This is a genomic window from Phyllobacterium myrsinacearum (assembly GCF_014138285.1).
Lineage (GTDB): Bacteria > Pseudomonadota > Alphaproteobacteria > Rhizobiales > Rhizobiaceae > Phyllobacterium > Phyllobacterium myrsinacearum_A.
The window spans coordinates 73,219-90,106 of the sequence record NZ_JACGXN010000017.1; the positions used below are offsets into that span (position 1 = coordinate 73,219).

Annotated in this window: 16 protein-coding genes; 3 read left to right on the top strand and 13 right to left on the bottom strand. The window is 58.0% G+C overall.

The genetic code is table 11. The features are described from left to right. Positions 1 to 290: 290 nt before the first annotated feature. Positions 291 to 2,096: an amidohydrolase family protein gene (locus FHW16_RS27210; protein ID WP_182552479.1), complete on the bottom strand. Its 1,806-nt coding sequence runs from the start codon at positions 2,094 to 2,096 to the stop codon at positions 291 to 293. A 253-nt stretch (positions 2,097 to 2,349) separates the two neighbouring features. On the opposite strand from FHW16_RS27210, the gene FHW16_RS27215 reads away from it, so the two are divergent. After that, positions 2,350 to 3,261, top strand: a complete 912-nt coding sequence (locus tag FHW16_RS27215) for a LysR substrate-binding domain-containing protein (protein WP_182552436.1) — start codon at positions 2,350 to 2,352, stop codon at positions 3,259 to 3,261. A 393-nt stretch (positions 3,262 to 3,654) separates the two neighbouring features. Here FHW16_RS27215 and FHW16_RS27220 read toward each other — a convergent pair whose 3' ends face one another. The 7 genes from FHW16_RS27220 to FHW16_RS27250 form a co-directional block, all read right to left on the bottom strand. Further along, positions 3,655 to 3,996: a hypothetical protein gene (locus FHW16_RS27220; protein WP_182552437.1), complete on the bottom strand. Its 342-nt coding sequence runs from the start codon at positions 3,994 to 3,996 to the stop codon at positions 3,655 to 3,657. Between the two features lie 116 nt (positions 3,997 to 4,112). Then, entirely contained in the window at positions 4,113 to 4,400 is a 288-nt protein-coding gene (locus tag FHW16_RS27225; RefSeq protein WP_182552438.1) for a GNAT family N-acetyltransferase, read from the bottom strand. A gap of 87 nt (positions 4,401 to 4,487) precedes the next feature. Then, positions 4,488 to 5,423, bottom strand: a complete 936-nt coding sequence (locus tag FHW16_RS27230) for a pirin family protein (RefSeq protein WP_182552439.1) — start codon at positions 5,421 to 5,423, stop codon at positions 4,488 to 4,490. A gap of 167 nt (positions 5,424 to 5,590) precedes the next feature. Continuing rightward, complete coding sequence (locus FHW16_RS27235; RefSeq protein WP_182552441.1) at positions 5,591 to 6,481, bottom strand: LysR family transcriptional regulator; 891 nt, start codon at positions 6,479 to 6,481, stop codon at positions 5,591 to 5,593. Between the two features lie 32 nt (positions 6,482 to 6,513). Further along, on the bottom strand, positions 6,514 to 7,551 hold the full coding sequence (locus FHW16_RS27240; protein WP_182552443.1) for an Atu2307/SP_0267 family LLM class monooxygenase: 1,038 nt from the start codon (positions 7,549 to 7,551) through the stop codon (positions 6,514 to 6,516). A 75-nt stretch (positions 7,552 to 7,626) separates the two neighbouring features. Beyond that, complete coding sequence (locus tag FHW16_RS29020; protein ID WP_246711981.1) at positions 7,627 to 8,439, bottom strand: nuclear transport factor 2 family protein; 813 nt, start codon at positions 8,437 to 8,439, stop codon at positions 7,627 to 7,629. Between the two features lie 12 nt (positions 8,440 to 8,451). Continuing rightward, a complete protein-coding gene (locus FHW16_RS27250; RefSeq protein WP_182552445.1) occupies positions 8,452 to 9,114 on the bottom strand; it encodes a hydrolase in 663 nt (220 codons plus the stop codon). Positions 9,115 to 9,268: 154 nt separating this feature from the next. Between FHW16_RS27250 and FHW16_RS27255 the strand changes: the two genes are divergently transcribed. Beyond that, a complete protein-coding gene (locus FHW16_RS27255) occupies positions 9,269 to 10,162 on the top strand; it encodes a LysR family transcriptional regulator (RefSeq protein ID WP_182552448.1) in 894 nt (297 codons plus the stop codon). Between the two features lie 50 nt (positions 10,163 to 10,212). Here the strand turns inward: FHW16_RS27255 and FHW16_RS29025 are convergent, their stop codons facing one another. The 5 genes from FHW16_RS29025 to FHW16_RS27275 form a co-directional block, all read right to left on the bottom strand. Then, a complete protein-coding gene (locus tag FHW16_RS29025) occupies positions 10,213 to 10,605 on the bottom strand; it encodes an alpha/beta hydrolase (RefSeq protein WP_246711982.1) in 393 nt (130 codons plus the stop codon). After that, positions 10,590 to 11,129 (bottom strand): alpha/beta hydrolase, encoded by a 540-nt coding sequence (locus FHW16_RS29030; protein ID WP_246711983.1) that lies wholly within the window; start codon positions 11,127 to 11,129, stop codon positions 10,590 to 10,592. Before FHW16_RS29030 ends, FHW16_RS29025 begins: the two co-directional genes overlap by 16 nt. Positions 11,130 to 11,174: 45 nt before the next feature. After that, positions 11,175 to 12,128, bottom strand: coding sequence for a quinone oxidoreductase family protein (locus FHW16_RS27265; RefSeq protein ID WP_182552450.1), 954 nt, complete (start codon positions 12,126 to 12,128; stop codon positions 11,175 to 11,177). Between the two features lie 65 nt (positions 12,129 to 12,193). Next, positions 12,194 to 13,192, bottom strand: coding sequence for a homoserine dehydrogenase (locus FHW16_RS27270; protein WP_182552452.1), 999 nt, complete (start codon positions 13,190 to 13,192; stop codon positions 12,194 to 12,196). A gap of 16 nt (positions 13,193 to 13,208) precedes the next feature. Further along, the gene (locus FHW16_RS27275) at positions 13,209 to 14,909 is read right to left on the bottom strand and encodes a cation:proton antiporter (protein ID WP_182552453.1); all 1,701 of its coding nucleotides are present in this window, start codon (positions 14,907 to 14,909) and stop codon (positions 13,209 to 13,211) included. A 536-nt stretch (positions 14,910 to 15,445) separates the two neighbouring features. On the opposite strand from FHW16_RS27275, the gene FHW16_RS27280 reads away from it, so the two are divergent. Continuing rightward, positions 15,446 to 16,621 carry a Fic family protein gene (locus tag FHW16_RS27280; protein WP_182552454.1) on the top strand — a complete coding sequence of 392 codons (1,176 nt, stop codon included), beginning with the start codon at positions 15,446 to 15,448 and terminating at the stop codon, positions 16,619 to 16,621. The last annotated feature ends 267 nt before the right edge of the window (positions 16,622 to 16,888 follow it).

A 16,888-nucleotide genomic window follows, 5' to 3' on the forward strand; every position in this document is an offset into this window, starting at 1 on the left:
TCGCAGCCGTCCGCCGCTGGCACGCCGAAGCATGAGGGCGTTTGAGACGAGATGACGAGGCTGGAGACAACGTGACTTTTCGAGATGCCTCGTCCAAGATCTCATCAACCTTACTTTTGAACAGCGAGCGCTCTTGGTCGTCGGCACTCGCGTCTTGAATAATTGCTGATCCTACATTCAGGCGATGGTGCTTCCAACGCAGTAGGGAACGGCCATGCGGCGGAACCGGAGTCCAACGAGCTTCTGCAATGGGACTGTTGGGGAAGGCGGAGAAAACCTTTCCGCGGGGTTCATTTTTCCCCATGATAGCTGCCGAAGTATTTTACGGGTGACCAGGCTGGAAGGATTTCGGGCAGTTTTGGCGATAGAGCGCTATAGTCCTGTGCACCAAACACGACCTTTCCGTCCATAATCGTTAGGACAGACGATATAGAGCTGATTTGCTCTTCCGGCACGGCGAAGTAATCCCTGTCAAGAACGGCGAAGTCGGCCAGATTTCCGGGGGCGATTGTGCCTAGCTCGGCTTCTGCATTCATGAACCAGGCTGCCCCACTGGTGAACAGCTTCATCGCTTCGGCGCGGGAGAGGCGGTTGTTCTCGGCGAGAACCTCCGATCCGGACACGGACTTGCCGGACACCATCCAGCTTATACCGACCCACGGGTTGAACGTGGCAGCCCGGAAAGCGTCGGTGGTCATGGCCAGCGGGATGCCGCTATCCACGAGTTTGCGCAGACGCGGCGTCTCCAACGCCTTCTCACGACTATATGTCTTGATGAAACCATCGGCGTGCAGCGCCATTTTGGCGTCCAGGGCGATGCCGCCTCCCAGCTTCTTCACCCGATCGATGTTTTCCGGGCTGATGGTCTCCGCATGCTCGAGACTCCATTTCAGGCCATCGAGCGGGATCGTTTCGTTCACCTTCTCAAGGGCATCGAGAAAGGGCGAGATGTTCTCGTTGTAGCTAACGTGCATGCGGAACGGAATGCGCCGCTGGACGAGCTTCATCACATCGTGCTCGACAAAGCGCCGCATCTTCTCAGGCTCGATGATGACCGCCGGACGGTCGAAGTTCTCATGATCGTGCACTTCCCCGCTCAGAACCTCCCCGGCACCTCGATATTCATGGCCATGTGCCAGGGTGGGGTGCAGGTTTTGTCCTGGACTTATCGGCGCCGTTTTCGTGATGGCTTCGATTTCCAGATCCACCATGTTCACCGGCCCGCCGTCGCCGAGTTGCAAGTCCACAAAGGGCATCCGCACATTGAGGCGGTTGTCTCGGGCGAGCATGGCTACCCTCGCCTGGGCCTCCGGGTATGGCCACCTGCCGCCATTATCGATGATCGAGGTCACGCCGGTCCGGTTCAGACCGTGAATGCTATAGATCAACGAACTCACTTGTTCTTCGAACGTGGTCTGCGGCACCATGCTCTCGAGGGCGAGAAACAACCAGGTGTAGCCGTGGACCACGCCGGTCGGATTGCCGAGGCTGTCCTTTTCAAATTCGATGTCCGGCACCTTTGGGAACCGATCGGTGCCCACGCCAAATGCCTCCATCGCCTGTTTGTTCAAGAAGGCTTGGTTATAGGCATATTGCACGATCACGGGACGATCGGGCACGGCGGCGCGCAATTCGTCCAGCGTGGGAAAGCGATTTTCCTCAAATTGGTATGGTGACCAGCCTCCAATCACCTTAACCCACTGGCCCTCCGGCGTGCGTGCGGCCTGCTCACTCAGCATGGCCAATGCGCGACGAAGCGTCGGCACACCATCCCATCTTACATTGTAGTTATAGGCCAAGTCATTGAGGACATGGATATGGGCATCGATGATGCCGGGGATCAGTCTGCGGCTGCGAGCATCAATGATCTCGGTTTTGGAATTTTTCAGACCGAGAACGTCCACATCAGAGCCGACGGAATAAATGCGACCTTTCTTGACCGCCAAAGCCGAAGCTTCGGGCTGAGCTTGGTTGCCGGTGAAGATCTTTGCGTTGAAAACGATCAGATCAGCGCCGGACTGTTCCTGCATCGTTTGTGCCTGAACCACAGAGAAAGAAAAAGTTGTCACAAACGCGATGAATATTTTTCTGATCATTTTACCCTCGTTCGACTGATTTTTACGAATTGCGGTCATGCGCAAGCCAGCGCCTTACGGATGCGTGCGATGGACGAAGAAGTGAGTTGAATCCGTTAGAAAGATTATGGAATAAATCCTATATTGGCGGTTCGTGAGGCACGTTGCGAGGATGCCCTCATGGGAGAGTCAGCCGCAGCGAAGTTGTCATTCTCTTGTTTGCCTTGGTAGTCCTCGTTCGTGTGAAGCCGTGTCGCAAAATAAGGAACGCTTTGTGGAACTTGAGGATCTGAGAATATTTGTCGAAGTTGCTGATGCGGGCGGAGTATCGTCCGCAGCGATACGACTGGGTATCTCCAAGTCGATGGTCAGCCGGCGGATCACCAGGCTTGAGGGGGAACTCGGCGCGCAGCTATTTGCAAGGACAACGCGTGGTATAGCGCTCACAGAAGCAGGTTGTACATTCAGAGATTACGCAGCCAGGACTTCCGCGGAATTGGACGTGGTGCGCGAAACGATCCTGCCCGCCGGTGAGCTTCGAGGCCGCATGCGCGTAGCCGCGCCATTGTCATTTGGTCCGACCTATTTTGCTCCTGTCATCTCCCAGATGGCTATCCGACACCCGCAACTACAAATCCTTTCTTCCTATACTGATCGCTTCGTAGATCTCGTGGGAGAGGGTTTTGATTGCGCAATTCGGCTGGGGCATCTGCCGGACTCGAACCTCGTCGCAAGGCGCATCGGACCAATTTTTGGCAAGCTGGTTGCAAGTCCCGCCTATATCGAGGCTTACGGTGCTCCCGAAACACCGGACGAGATTGTGAATCATAAAGTCGTTATGCGGGACGCCGAGAAGTGGCAATTCATGGATGGCGACAAGATTGTCACGGTGCGTCCCCAGGGACGTTTCATAGCTGATAACGCAATGTCCCTCGTAGCGGCCGCTCTGGATGGAATCGGGATCGCCTATCTGCCAGAACCGCTTGTCGCGGACCATATTGGTTCTGGTGCACTGGTGCCAATCATGACGCGTCATCCGATTCCGCCAGCCGGCATCTTCGTCGTGAGGCCGCCTGGCCAGTATCCCTCTCGAAAGGTGAGGGTACTCACCGAAATGCTCCTCAAATGTTTCGGGACCGCAGCCGTCAAGGACCGCGCGGAGGGCCTTTATAGGCAAGATGAATGATCGGCGTGAGGGTAGCGTCAAGGTTGCGAGGTTGATCGGCTCGTTCCCATTCTGCGGTTTGGCACACGAGATCATCTGGCCCCGAAGTCGACCAGGTTCCCGATCGAACTCTCGCCGTCAAGCGGGCGGGTCGGGTGCGTATTGGCTATCCGTTTGCCGGAAGTTGTCGGATAGCTTGTATGTGTTGCGGATGGGGTGCTCTGGCAGAATTGCCCGGCGGATAACCGGTCGCCGCGATTTCAGATCGTACAGGAATCTGACCTGTATCAGCGATCGGGGGCGCGGCCAGCCAAACGTCGCGAAATGGCTCTTTCAACGCTGAGTGCAGCGGCAATGAGAGGTGCCGCCGATGCAATGGTAGCGCCGCGCTCGATGTCAATGGAGGATCCATCGCTATTTCGCAAGGGACGGTTCGATGTCTGCGGACCAGTAGTGCCTGGCAATATTCTGGGAGTTGCGGATAACGTGGCAGGCAACTTCAGGGTCTCCCCCTTCAAACGTATCCGGGTCTGCCCCACACATGAGACAATACATTCGCTGATGAACAATTGCCGCAAAATATTGCATTGCCGGTGCAGCATCTTCTTGGTCGATGGCTCGCATTTCCGCTGCGACGATCTTGGTCGATTCCTCAAGGGCTCGCGAAACCGCGGCAGCCAGCTTCCTGTCGGCGCGAGCGATGACATCGGCGACCTGGCGCTCCGCCAAAGTTAGATCAGGGGTGTTTCCGGCCATTAATCACCTCATCGGCAGCAACTTGCAGGGCCAGCTCCGCCTCTTGGAATAAGAATGTGTTTCTCTGCATAACACTCCTTTCAGCCGGCTCTATTTCGTTGGCTGGCAGAATCTATTCACTTGCTCAAAACATCCTGCCACTCCGTATGACGCTCGATCTGCGCTTTCGCGAATGGGCAAAGCGGGATAATCATGATCCCTTCCCGCCTGGCATCTTCTACCGCCTGGCGGACCAATTGCTCACCGATTTTTCGGCCACGCAACACGGCAGGAACATCTGTGTGGTCGATGATGATCAGCTTTTGACCCGCACGACTGTATGTCATTTCGGATTCGTGCCCATCAACAACGATCCGGTAGCATCCCTTAGACACGCCATCCTCCCGTTCAACCTCTTGGCTCAATTCATTTCCTCCGTCATCAATCCAGTGCTAACATGGCGACCTGACCCATCCTTAGATGATACTCTTTTTGAAGCCGACCAGCAGATACTACTCGGGCAAAGGGATGTGCTCGTCCCTGTCATCAATCGGGAGATCGAAACGCCCCTTGCCCCAGTTCTGGGCACGCCATTCGGCCTTGGCCTCTTCGATACGCTCCTTGGAAGAGGCCACGAAGTTCCACCAAATGTAGCGCGGTCCTGAGAGTGTCGCGCCGCCCAGGGCCATCAGCCTTGCACCTTGGCCGCCAGCGGTCACCGTGATCCTGTCACCGGGACGAAACACCATCATCTGCGGCGCTTCGAAGTCTTGGCCAGCGATCGAGATCGAACCCTCGACGATATAGATCCCCCGATCCTCGTGATCGTCCGGCATGGGCAGGCGAGCACCTGCTTCCAGCCTGACATCGGCATAGAAAGTCTCGGTAAACATCCTCGCGGGAGCAACCTTGCCATAGACATTTCCCAAGATAAGCCGAACGGTGACACCGTGATCCTCGATCATGGGCAGGGCCTGTGTCTCATGATGTTCGAACATCGGCGCCATATCCTCATGGCTGTCGGGAAGCGCTACCCAAGTTTGGATCCCCAGCAGGCGTTGCGGACCGCTGCGGCCTTCTGGCGTGATGCGCTCGGAATGCGAGACACCCCGGCCCGCGACCATCCAGTTCAGAGCTCCGGGGCGAATGATCTGGTCGGCGCCTGTGCTGTCGCGATGATGGAATTCACCGCGATAAAGATAAGTGACGGTGCCGAGTCCTATGTGGGGGTGCGGTCGAACATCGATGCCCTGACCAGTCAGAAGTTCCGCAGGCCCGACCTGATCGAAGAAGATGAACGGGCCAACCATCTGACGCTTCGGCGCAGGCAAGGCGCGCCGAACTTCAAAGCCACCGAGGTCGCGCGAACGTGGAATGATGAGAGTGTCGATCGCATCCAGGCCGACCTCTTCAGGACAGGCTGGTGCAATTGCGGGGTTCCAACTCATGCATCTTCTCCTCTTCATTCTGCGGGGTAGACCCTGCGGGGCCGCCCTCTCGTTCTGCTACCCGGTCAGCCAAAGCCGCCACCGAAACTAGAAAGCGCCAGCGCCAGCGACTAGCCGCGCAGAGCGCTACGCTGTGTTGCGACAAGCGGAACACGCTGTCCGCGGCATCAACTCCCAGTGCCCCAAAAATGCGTGTCATTCCCAAAGGATTCGATCAGGAACTCCGAGAGAACTCGCACTTTTCGGGATGGATGCGGGCTGGGGGGCCGTACGACATAGACCCCGCCGACCGGTAGCGGAAAACGTGTCATGATCGGAATGAGAGCCCCTGAAGCGAGATAATCGCGGGTGACGCAATCAGGGAGCCAGGAGATGCCCAGCCCCTCAGCGGCTGCGCTCGCAAGCGCCATTCCGTTGTCGGTCCTGAAGCGGCCCCGCGGCTGCACAGTGATGATCTTCTCGCCATCCATGAATCGCCACGTCTCCGCACCGACCAGAGCGTAGTGTGATGCGATGTCCTCCGGCGTCTCCGGCGAGCCATGCAGTCTTATGTAATCGGGGCTCGCCACCAGCTTGCCGTAAATCTGGCCGACGCGTTTTGCCATCAGGTTCGAATCGCGAAGGGCGCCAACACGGATCGCACAATCGAACCCATCGACGATCAGGTCGGCGAACCGGTCGCTGTAGTCGGCATGAATCTGAAGCTGCGGGTGATGGCGCGCCATCTTGGCGAGAACAGGCGCGAAATGGACCGGACCCGATGTCAGCGGAACGGCCACCCGGAACCGTCCACGAAGGTCACCTTCGGGCAGGATCGCCTCGCGCGCAATGTCGATCTCGGAACAGACCCTTGCCGCATAGTCCCGAAACAGGACCCCGGCCTCAGTCAGGCCGGCTCCACGTGTCGTTCGTGCAAGAAGCTGAGTTCCTAGCGCGCCCTCGATCCTGGTGAGCGCACGGCTGACCATCGACTTGGAAACCCCCAGCCGACGCGCGGCCGAAGTGATGCCTCCCGAATCCGCAACCTCGACGAACACTCGCAGATCTTCGATGTCCATTTGGCATTCCTCCGTTGCTACACTGTCGACACCTAACCCAGGGGCGCCGCCCTGATGATTGGAGCGACCTCGGTGCCCAGAAGTTCGATCGAGCGCTTCATCGCCTCCGTATCAAGCGAAGCGGTACTCATCTGGAAGGTGATGCGCCGAAGGCCACCGAGCGTTTCGCTTGCCTGCTGCATCTTAGCGGCAACGGTTTTCGGATCGCCGACCAGGAATGCGCCGTCAGGACCCGCCATCATCTCGAACTGCTGACGCTTCGTCGGCGACCAGCCGCGCTCACTGCCGATCTTCGTCGTCAGATGCGCCCATCCGGGGAAGAAGGCATCCTTTGCAGCCAAATCGGTCTCGCCGACAAAGCCCATCGCATGGACTCCCACCTTGAGTTTTTCCGGATCATGCCCGGCGCGTTGACCGGTTTCGCGATAGAGATCGACAAGTGGGCGGAAACGTTCGAACCTGCCGCCGATGATCGCCACCATCAAAGGAAGGCCGAGTGCGCCGGCGCGAGCGAAGGATTCCGGCGAACCGCCAACTCCGATCCACACTGGAAGCTGCGACTGATGTGGACGCGGAAAGACGCCCTGCCCTTTGAGTGCCGGACGGAAGCGGCCTTCCCAGGTGATGTCGGTCACCTCGCCAAGCTTGAGAAACAGGTCGAGCTTTTCGGCGAAGAGCTCGTCATAGTGACGCGTATCAAGGCCGAACAGCGGATAGGCCTCGATGAAGGATCCGCGGCCGACCACGAGCTCCGCACGACCCTTGGAAATCAGGTCGAGGGTTGCGAATTCCTGGAAAACGCGCACCGGATCGGCGGCGCTGAGAACCGTGACCGCACTCGTCAACCGGATGCGGGAGGTACGGGCCGCGGCCGCGGCCAGAATGACGGCCGGGGCGGAGTCGAGAAACTCACTGCGGTGATGCTCTCCAATACCAAATACGTCGAGCCCGACGCGATCTGCGACCACGACCTCCTCGATAAGCTCGGCCATGCGATCGGTCGGTAACGGGAGATTTCCCGTTGCGGGATCAGGAAGGATGGCTGCAAAACTGTCGATACCGATTTCCACGTGAATCCTCACAGGCTTAATGGTCGGCTGGTGTTCATTCGCATGCACGTCGAACAGTGCCGAGCCAGGACGCATTTAGTCGTTGTCGGCGATAAGCGACGCCTCTTCAGAGTCGAACATCGAAGCGCCCCCAAGCGCGACCGCGACTGGCACTTCGTTCTGAAGTACGTCCCAGTGCTCGGCGAGCTTACCACCCTCGATCCGGAAGAGATCGACCGCGACCTGGGGGCCTTCTGCCCAGCCGCGGATGCGGCCGTGTATCGCGACGAAATCGCCTTCGCCAACAATTAGGCCGGGTTCGTAGAAGACATCGTGAGGTAGGCTTTCGACAATCGCTTTCAGGGCATCGCGACCCTGTGGGATGTTCGGGTTGTGTTGGACGTAGTCCACGACGTAGAGCCTCTCCACCGCCGAAGCATCGCGGCGCTGAAACAGGGAGGTCATCGCCTCGAGCACAAGCGCCTTGTTGCGCTGCGGCCGACTGTCAAAATTCTGGTTTGCAGCCCGTGTCACAGTGATCGTTCCGGTCATGCGCAGGAACCGACCGTCGGACACCGTGGCATGCGAATGGATCAGCCCGCGATCGTAGTCCTGCACGTTGGTGACCGTTGCTCCGTCCTTTTCCTGCCAACTGACGACGAAGATACTGTTACCGAGTGGCACGACATGGATATCGACAATTTCCGTGTGCCTGAGCGGTCCCTCTTTGATCTCGAATTTCAGCTGCGACGTCGAGAGAAGCGTCAAGCCGACTCTGAAATCCGGATACGACACATCCATCTCGAGCCCGACGGGGAAGTGATTGATCGGCATCACAGTTATTCCTTCCAAAATGGCGATGATGGCGAGGCTCGACCTTGCATTGGCATCAAGCCGAGAACTCGCCATCTCCTTCAGCCTTTACAGACCGGCCTTGCTGGCCGCCTGTACAGGCGTATTGAGAAGCTGCTGTTCCCACAGATAGGCAATGCCGCTGCCACCGGCGTGCTCGATGATAACGTCCGTTAGTGCGGCTGCGGTCTCCTCACGAGCCCAATCGCGCTGCCACTCGGCAGCGATCGCGAGCCAGGTCATCATATTGATGCCAGCCCCCATCATTCGCTGGATCGCCACCTGATGCGCTTCGACTGAGGTCCCACCCGATGCGTCGGTAATCACCGTAACGTCCCAGCCTTCGCCCGCGGCCTGGATTGCCGGCATCGCAACGCAGACTTCGGTCCACAGGCCAGCAATGATCAGTTGTTTGCGGCCGGTAGACTTCACCACGTCCACCACTTTCGGGTCCTGCCAGGTGTTGATGAATGTGCGGTCGATCACCTCCTGTCCGGGGAAAACTTCGGTGAGGTGCTTGAAGAGCAGGCCACCCCGGCCGGCTATCACACTTGTCAGGATTGTGGGGACGTTGAAAACCTTTGCAGCTTTCGCAAGCGCCGTCGTGTTGTTCACGACCGCCTGCGGATCGTGGCTGTTCACGTTCGCGAGCTGATAGGGCTGATGGTCGATCATGACGAGGACGGAATCTTCGGGACGAAGAAGGGAGTCAAGGCCGTTACGGAAGGTCATAGATAAATTCCTGGGTTCGCGGTTGGTTGAGATACGTTGCTGGAGGGAACAAGCGCCCTCCGAAGCGCCGTCTGCGAAAGGACCTTGTCATTCCCGATTTCGATGCGGTAGTCATCGTTTGTGCCAAACAGTGTCGCGGAAAGGGGAACGCAGCATGGACATCGAAGATTTGCGGACGTTTGTGGAGGTAGCGGATGCGGGCGGCATCACGCCTGCTGCGCTTCGGCTGGGCGTTTCCAAGTCGATGGTGAGCCGGCGGCTTGCGCGGCTTGAGGCCGAGCTCGGCGTCCAGTTGCTCGCAAGATCTACACGTGGGGCATCCTTGACGGAAGCGGGCGCCACTTTCCGCGACTATGCGGCCAGGGTCAGCGCCGAGATCGATATTGCCAGAGATACAATCCTGCCGACGGGCGAACTAAGCGGTCGCCTGAGAATTGCGGCACCCCTATCGTTCGGGCCCACCCACTTTGCATCTGTCCTTGCGGACATGGCATTGCGCCATCCGCAACTGCAGATCCAGACAAGCTATAGCGACCGTTTCGTGGACCTGATTGCGGAAGGGTTTGATTGCGCGATCCGGGTCGGCACGCTTCAGGATTCCAACCTGATTGCAAAACGCGTCGGCCCCCTCTACGGAAAATACGTAGCGAGCCCCGCTTATATCAGAGCCCATGGCTCCCCGGAAACACCGGAGGAACTCGTCGCGCATCAGGCGCTTATGCAAGGGATGGAAACGTGGCAGGTGATGGATCGCGACAAGATCTTGACCATCCACCCCCAAGGGCGTTTCAAGGCTGACAACGGGCCGGCTCTCGTCGTTGCTGCTGCAGCCGGATTGGGGATCGCTGCGCTCCCCGATGGCCTTACCCAGGATTACATCGATTCCGGCGCGCTGGTGACCGTCATGAAAAATCATCCGCCGCCACCGGCCGGAATTTTCGTCGTTCGCCCACCGGGACACCATCCTTCAAGGAAAGTCCGCGTCCTGACCGAAATGCTGATCGAGTGTTTCGACAGCAGCGGTCAAGAAAAAAGGAATCCCGACTGACGATCGAACGGCTGACGGAGACGAGTCGGGACCAACTCTCGCACCAGCGACTATATGATCAGACGATTTGAAAAGAACGCGGTTAGCCGGTCGATAGCCTGCTTCACATACTCAGGCTTGTAATACGTGTCGTAATGGCCGGCGGCCCCGACCACGAAAAAGTCTTTGTTATCCGCCGATGAAAGATCGAACAGGCGTTGACCGGCCTCGTATTGGCCGGTCGTTCCCCGGCGACCGCCAACAATAATCTGAAGTGGATGTATCAAAAGCTCCGGAATGAGATTGAAAGCTTCGAAGCCGAGCAGGTTGCCGTAGCTTACGAAAAGCAACCGGTTGGTGGAATTCGGGTGCCTATAGCGCGAGTCCCTGTAAAAGGTGACAGCTTCAAGCAGATCCAGATACGTAGCGCCCGCGGATTCAGCATCTTTCAGGCTGTCCGGCATCCAGGGATCCCTGCGGCGGTTGCCGCCGCGCGCTCCTGCCGTCCGTTGTTTACCGACATCCACCAACGTACGGCAAATGTCCGGAAGCGTGCCGTGGATGCCCGGCCGATGTCATTGGCGACCACCGTTCCGACGGCCTTGAAACGGTATTCCGTCAGCGCGGCGTTGATCGCGTAGCCGCCACCGACGCAAATTCCCAGCAGGCCAATGCGTTCTTTGTACACATAGACAAGCGTTGTCAGGAAGTCGACTGCGCGGCGGATGTCTTCGACGCGCGAGGGCGGGTCCTCCATGTCTCTTGGTTCGTCACCGCTTTCGCCCTGGTAGGATGGATCGAACGTGAGTGCCACAAAGCCTTGCTCTGCCAATCCCGCTGCGTAGATCGCGCCGATTTGCTCCTTCACACTGCTTCCAGGTGTTGCCAGAACAAGCGCCGGGTAGGACCGGTGCTCATTGAAATCGGGAGGCAAATAGACATTCCCGGCAACCTCGATACTTCTGTTCCTAAATGAAAGGCGTTTCATACCGTGGTCCTCCTCAAGCCCAACCAAAGGTCTGAATCTTGGGCATCAGGGTATCAGCACGACGCGGCCCAACAGCTTTGTCGTCTCCGCATATTCATGTGCTTTTGATGCCTCTCTCAACGGAAAAACCCTGTCGATCATGACATCCAGACGCCTTTCCGCTGCGGCTATGAGAAGCTCGTCGACCGTTTTATGAACGGCAGGCCGTTCGAAAAGTGATCCCATGAAAACGCCGTGAAGCGTCTGATTATTCTGCATCGGCGACCACAGATCGACATCGAGGCCGCCGCCGGCATTGCCGACAAAGACGAGACGCCCCTCCATTGCCAGTGCGGAAAGCGATGCCTGCAAGGTTGTTCCCACGGGATCGATCACGAGATTGACACCCTTGCCATCGGTCAGCCGATGAACCTCCTCAACGACGTCTTGCTCCAGTCGATCGATGACATGAAAGGCGCCAAGCTCGGTCAGGCGCGCCTGGCGTTCGCGACCGCCGGCGACCGCAAGGACCTTCGCCCCCGTTTGACGCGCCAGCTGAATAGCCGCCAGACCGACACCGCCAGCAGCAGCCTGGATCAGGACTGTTTCACCTTCATTTAGCTTGCCCTTGGTGATGACACAGTGGCGAGCAGTCCCGAAGGAGATCGGCAGCGCCGCCGCTTGCGCCATGTCAACGTCGTTCGGGACCAACCATGTGCGCGAGGCGGGCACGACCCAGAGTTCGGCATGAGATCCATGCATGTTGAAGGCCGTTACCCTTTGACCAACACTTCGGTCCCCCACATTTTCGCCAACCGCAACGATGGTCCCGGCAGCAGCATAACCGACGATCCACGAGGATCGCTGCGGTGTCGAGCGCCGGTTGATCAAGTCGCCGCCCTCAATCGAAATCGCCTCGACGGCAATCAGCACGTCCTGCGGCCCGCAGACGGGATCCGGCACATCGGCATACCTTAAGACTGTCGGGGGACCGGGGTTGTCATAGACTGCAGCTCTCATATATCGTTCCTTTTCCGTTAGGGGCCTCTTGCCTTTAATGGTCGCGATGGCTGTATCGCCTGGTTTCAGGCCATCCGTGCCGCCAAGATATGTTCCAGATCCTTCAACGCTGCGGCGGCCGTCGCAAGCGGCTCCATTCCGGACCCGATTGCGAGCGTCTTGCCCATCGCTTCGGTCACAATGCGGATCGCCTTGTCCCTGCCGCGGACGTTGGCGAAGGGATCGGCAAGCGGATATGTCCTGATGCCGACCTCGGCGCGGATTGCGCCATTCCCGCGCGAAATGCGGCCGACAAGTTTCGGAACAAGCCCCTGCCCGCGCCAAGCCTCGATCCGTTCAGCGGAGACGGACTGGATCCCCTCGACGGTCAGATCATTCATCGTAAGGTCAGCGCCAAGCCCGAAATTGGCGAGGATCAGCAGTTTGCAGGCCGTGTCCCAGCCTTCCGTATCGTTGCGGGGATCGGCCTCGGCGAAACCGCCAAGCTGTGCCTCGCGCAATGCGTGTTCGAAGCCAATCCCTCGTGTCGTCATGGCTTCGAGCAGGTAATTGGTGGTGGCGTTCAATATACCCTCGACCTCGAGCACCTCACAGCCCTTGAGATTGTGCTCGACCAGATCGATCGTCGGCAAAGCGGCTGCGGCCGCACCGCTGAGTTTCAGGATCGCGCCGGAACCTTTGGCCAGCGCCCGCAGTTCTCGACCACGATGGACCAGCGCGCCCTTCGAAATCACGATCGTATCGTGCCCGGCCGAAAGCGACGAACGAAGATAAGCAAGCCCCGGCCCCCCGGTGCGGAAATCGCTTGGCCCTGCCTCGATAAGAATATCGGCGCCGCTCTCCTCGATGAAGGCCGGGCCCGAGAGCCCGTCTTCAAGCGTGGAGAGTTGCTCTTTTTCCAGTCCATATGCGCTTTTTACACCGGACCGGGATCCGCAGACGGCCACGAGCCGCACATCCGCGTCGTAGATCTCGCAATAACGCGCTCGCCGGGATAAAAGCAGGCTCGCCGTCGCCCGCCCCACGCCGCCGAAACCTGCAATCGCAATCCTGAATGTCTTCATCGTCCCGGCTCTTCCGCTATTTCGCTGCCACGCCGCTCAGCGGCTCGGGAACGGGCCGGACATGCAGGTGGTCAAGGCCCGACATGGCGTCTCCCTGCACCTGTTCGGACAACCGTTCATTGTCGCGCCGACGAACGTCCTCTGCCGCCGCCTCCACGTCAAGCTCGTCATAACCCAATGCACGCAGGCCCTCCGCCCCCATCATGTAGGCAGACTCGACCGTTTCGCGTATCTGATAGTCGACGCCGGCGCGGATCAGGTCCACGGCATGGCCGCGGTCATAGCTGCGCACCAATATCTTTGCCTGCGGGAATTCATGCTGCGCCAGTTCGACGATCTGCAAGGCGGCCTTCGGATCGTTGATGCAGATCAGCAAGGCCTCAGCCGAACCGGCGCCGGAGTGGCGCAGCGTGTCGAGACGTGTGCCGTCGCCGAAAAACACCTTGAAGCCGAAACGTCCCGCTTCACGGATACGGCCGGGGTTCATGTCGATGACGGAAAGATTGACGCCCTTCGACAGAAGCAGTTGCGAGGCGATCTGGCCGAAGCGGCCGAAGCCGATGATGAGCATCCTTCCGCTCAGGTCGCGCGCGCCCTCGACACCCTCCATCAACGCTCCGCTGCGCAGTAGACGGTCTGCTGCGATCAGCAGCAGCGGCGTCAGCGCGATGGAGAAGATGATGACGGTAGTGAACAGCGCATTTTCGCGCGGATCGATCACGCTGCCGGCGGTTGCAGCAGCATAGAGCACGAAGGCGAACTTGCCGCCCTGCACGAACATCGAGGTACGGTGCATGGCCTGGTGGCCGGAGCTGCCGAACAGACGGGCAACTGCATATACAGCAGCGCCCTTGGCTACGGTGAAGGCGACCAGCATGGCCAGCAAAAGCCCCCATTCGGCGGCCACCACGGCAAGATCCAGCGACATGCCAACCGCCATGAAGAACAGGCCCATCAGCAGGCCGCGAAACGGCTCAATATCGCTTTCGATCTGGTGCCTGTAGCTGGAACTCGACAGCATCACACCTGCAAGGAAGGCGCCCATGGCCATGAAAAGCCCAGCGCCGGCCATCAGCAGTGATGCTCCCAGTACCACCAACAGCGCACCCGCCGTCATCACTTCACGAGTCCTTGCCCGCGCCAAGAGAGCGAAGAACGGGTTCAGCCCCCATTTCGATACGCCGAAAAGAACGAGCAGCGCGCCGAGGGCCAGAAGCGGCACGATCATCAGATCCTCGAGGAGAAGGATGGACACAGATTTCTGCCCCTCCGGGCTAGAAATCTCCCCGCGATCTTGCAGCACCGACATGAGGACGGCCGTCGAGGAGAGCACAAAACCCGCACCTGCGACGAAGGCGACCGTGGCAGGCAGGCCGAAGACCAGTGTGCCCGCCAAGGACAGGGCAGCAGTCGTCGCCCCAACCTGCACGAGGCCGAGCCCGAAGATCTGGCCGCGCATGGCCCATAGCTTGTACGGTCGCAGTTCCAGCCCGATGACGAACAGGAACATAACCACGCCGAGTTCGGAAAAATGCAGGATGGAGGGGGCGTCAGTAAAAAAGCCGATCACAGATGGCCCGACCAGCACGCCGGCTGCGAAATATCCGAGAACCGAGCCGAGGCCTAACCGCCGAAACAGGGGCACCGCGACCACGGCCGCGCCCATCAGGACAATCGACGGTCCAATCGTCTGCCCCAAGCTCGCTTCAGCCGCCATGCACTTTCATTCCCAGTCTCTTGTTTTGAGCGGCCGACAACAGGCCTTGCTTGACCGATCCGCTTCTCACTGAGTTTGGTATCGTTGCGGCGCTGGCGCGAATAGCCACTGCATCGGCAAAACACTGTCGCGAAAGGAGGAACGCGAGTTGCGCGGCTGCTACGCTATTGGCTAAACGAAGGTTGCCTGATTGCAACTGAGGTCGTTTACAACAATCCGTTTCGTACGGTGCGACCTATTCGCCAACGTACAGCACAGCCGTCCCTCGTACAAACCGGAAAGTCTTGAATGCCGATAATAGGCGAATCTCGAGCATTTTGATTGTAGCGTGAATGTCAACAATCCATCGTCCGACACACCAGATCCGTGTTCCTCGTAAATTGCATGACAGCCCACAGCTTTCAGTTCGATGAGCTGAGCGTCATGGAACTGATCTTCGGTGGGGCTTTGAATCATTGTTTCATAAAGCATTTCTCAATTAAAGGAAAAGAGCTTATCCTTTAATAGTAGATTCGCTTGTTAAAGGATAGACAGTAATGGCACCTTCCCACCAGGGCCGCATGGGTCGCTTCATAGAGGCATCAACGAGCGGAGAACGGGTGAAAACCTATGTTCCAGCTCCCTTGCCCCCAACGCCTCAACTCGACCTCACCCAAATTCTTGGAGCGTACGACGCTGCCCGCGGAGCGATAGGTGAGTTGGATGGGGTGACGACTATTTTGCCCTCAACACCGCTGTTTCTGTTCATGTACGTGCGCAAGGAAGCATTGTTGTCGTCCCAGATCGAAGGCACCCAATCATCTTTGTCAGATCTTCTACTCTTTGAAAATCATGAAGTTCCACATGTTCCTCTCGATGACGTCACGGAAGTATCCAACTATGTCGTGGCGCTCGAACATGGAATGACCCGCATGCGGAGTGGCTTTCCGCTGTCATTGCGTCTAATGCGTGAAATTCATGCCGTTCTGCTGCAATCGGGGCGGGGAACTATCAAGCAGCCAGGCGAATTTCGAAGATCCCAAAACTGGATTGGGGGGACTCGACCTGGCAACGCGCTGTTTGTTCCTCCGCCACCAGATCAGCTAGCAGCATGTTTGGACAACCTGGAACATTTCCTCCACTTGGAAAGCCCTGCATATCCCCCTTTGATCAAGGCAGGTCTCGCCCACGTGCAGTTTGAGACGATCCACCCATTTCTTGACGGTAACGGTCGTTTGGGCCGGCTTCTGGTTACACTACTCTTGTGCAGCTCCGGTGTCTTGAAGGAGCCGATTCTCTATCTCAGCCTTTATCTGAAAGCTCGAAGAAATGACTATTATCGTCTTTTGCAAGAAGTGCGCACCAATGGTTCCTGGGAAGCATGGATGGAATTCTTCCTCGAGGGTGTTGCGGAAACTGCCGGGCAAGCGGCCAATACTGCCAGAGATCTCATGGCGCTCTTCAACACTGATCGGCTAACGATCACTTCCTACGGTCGAGCGTCGGCTTCCATGCTACGCGTACACGAGCTCTTACAACGGCGGCCAATCGTTACCATTCAATCTGCGTCAACCGAACTCAATTTGTCGATTCCGACAGTTACAAAGTCTCTTGAACTTATGGGCGATGCCGGCATCACTCAGGAATTGACCGGCAAGCAAAGAAACCGGCAGTTTGCCTACAGCCGGTATCTTGACATTCTGGATCGGGGAACTGAACCGCTCAGGGCATAAATCCGGTATTACGTACACGTCGATGGCATCGACATGTTCTACTAACGTGTCGATGAAATGCGTTTCCATCGACAAATTTCGCTCTGCGGTTGCGTTTGTACAATATCGGAAGTTATAAGAAAACTATCAGTTCTTGTCGCCGCCCCGCTTTGGCGGCACCGATATCGCCGCACCGTTCTGGGATGCCGTCGAGGCCGGCGCTAACGGCGCCGTTCCCGCTCCATTGTTTCAAGAATATCCACAAAGGCGCGCACGCGCGCCGGTCGG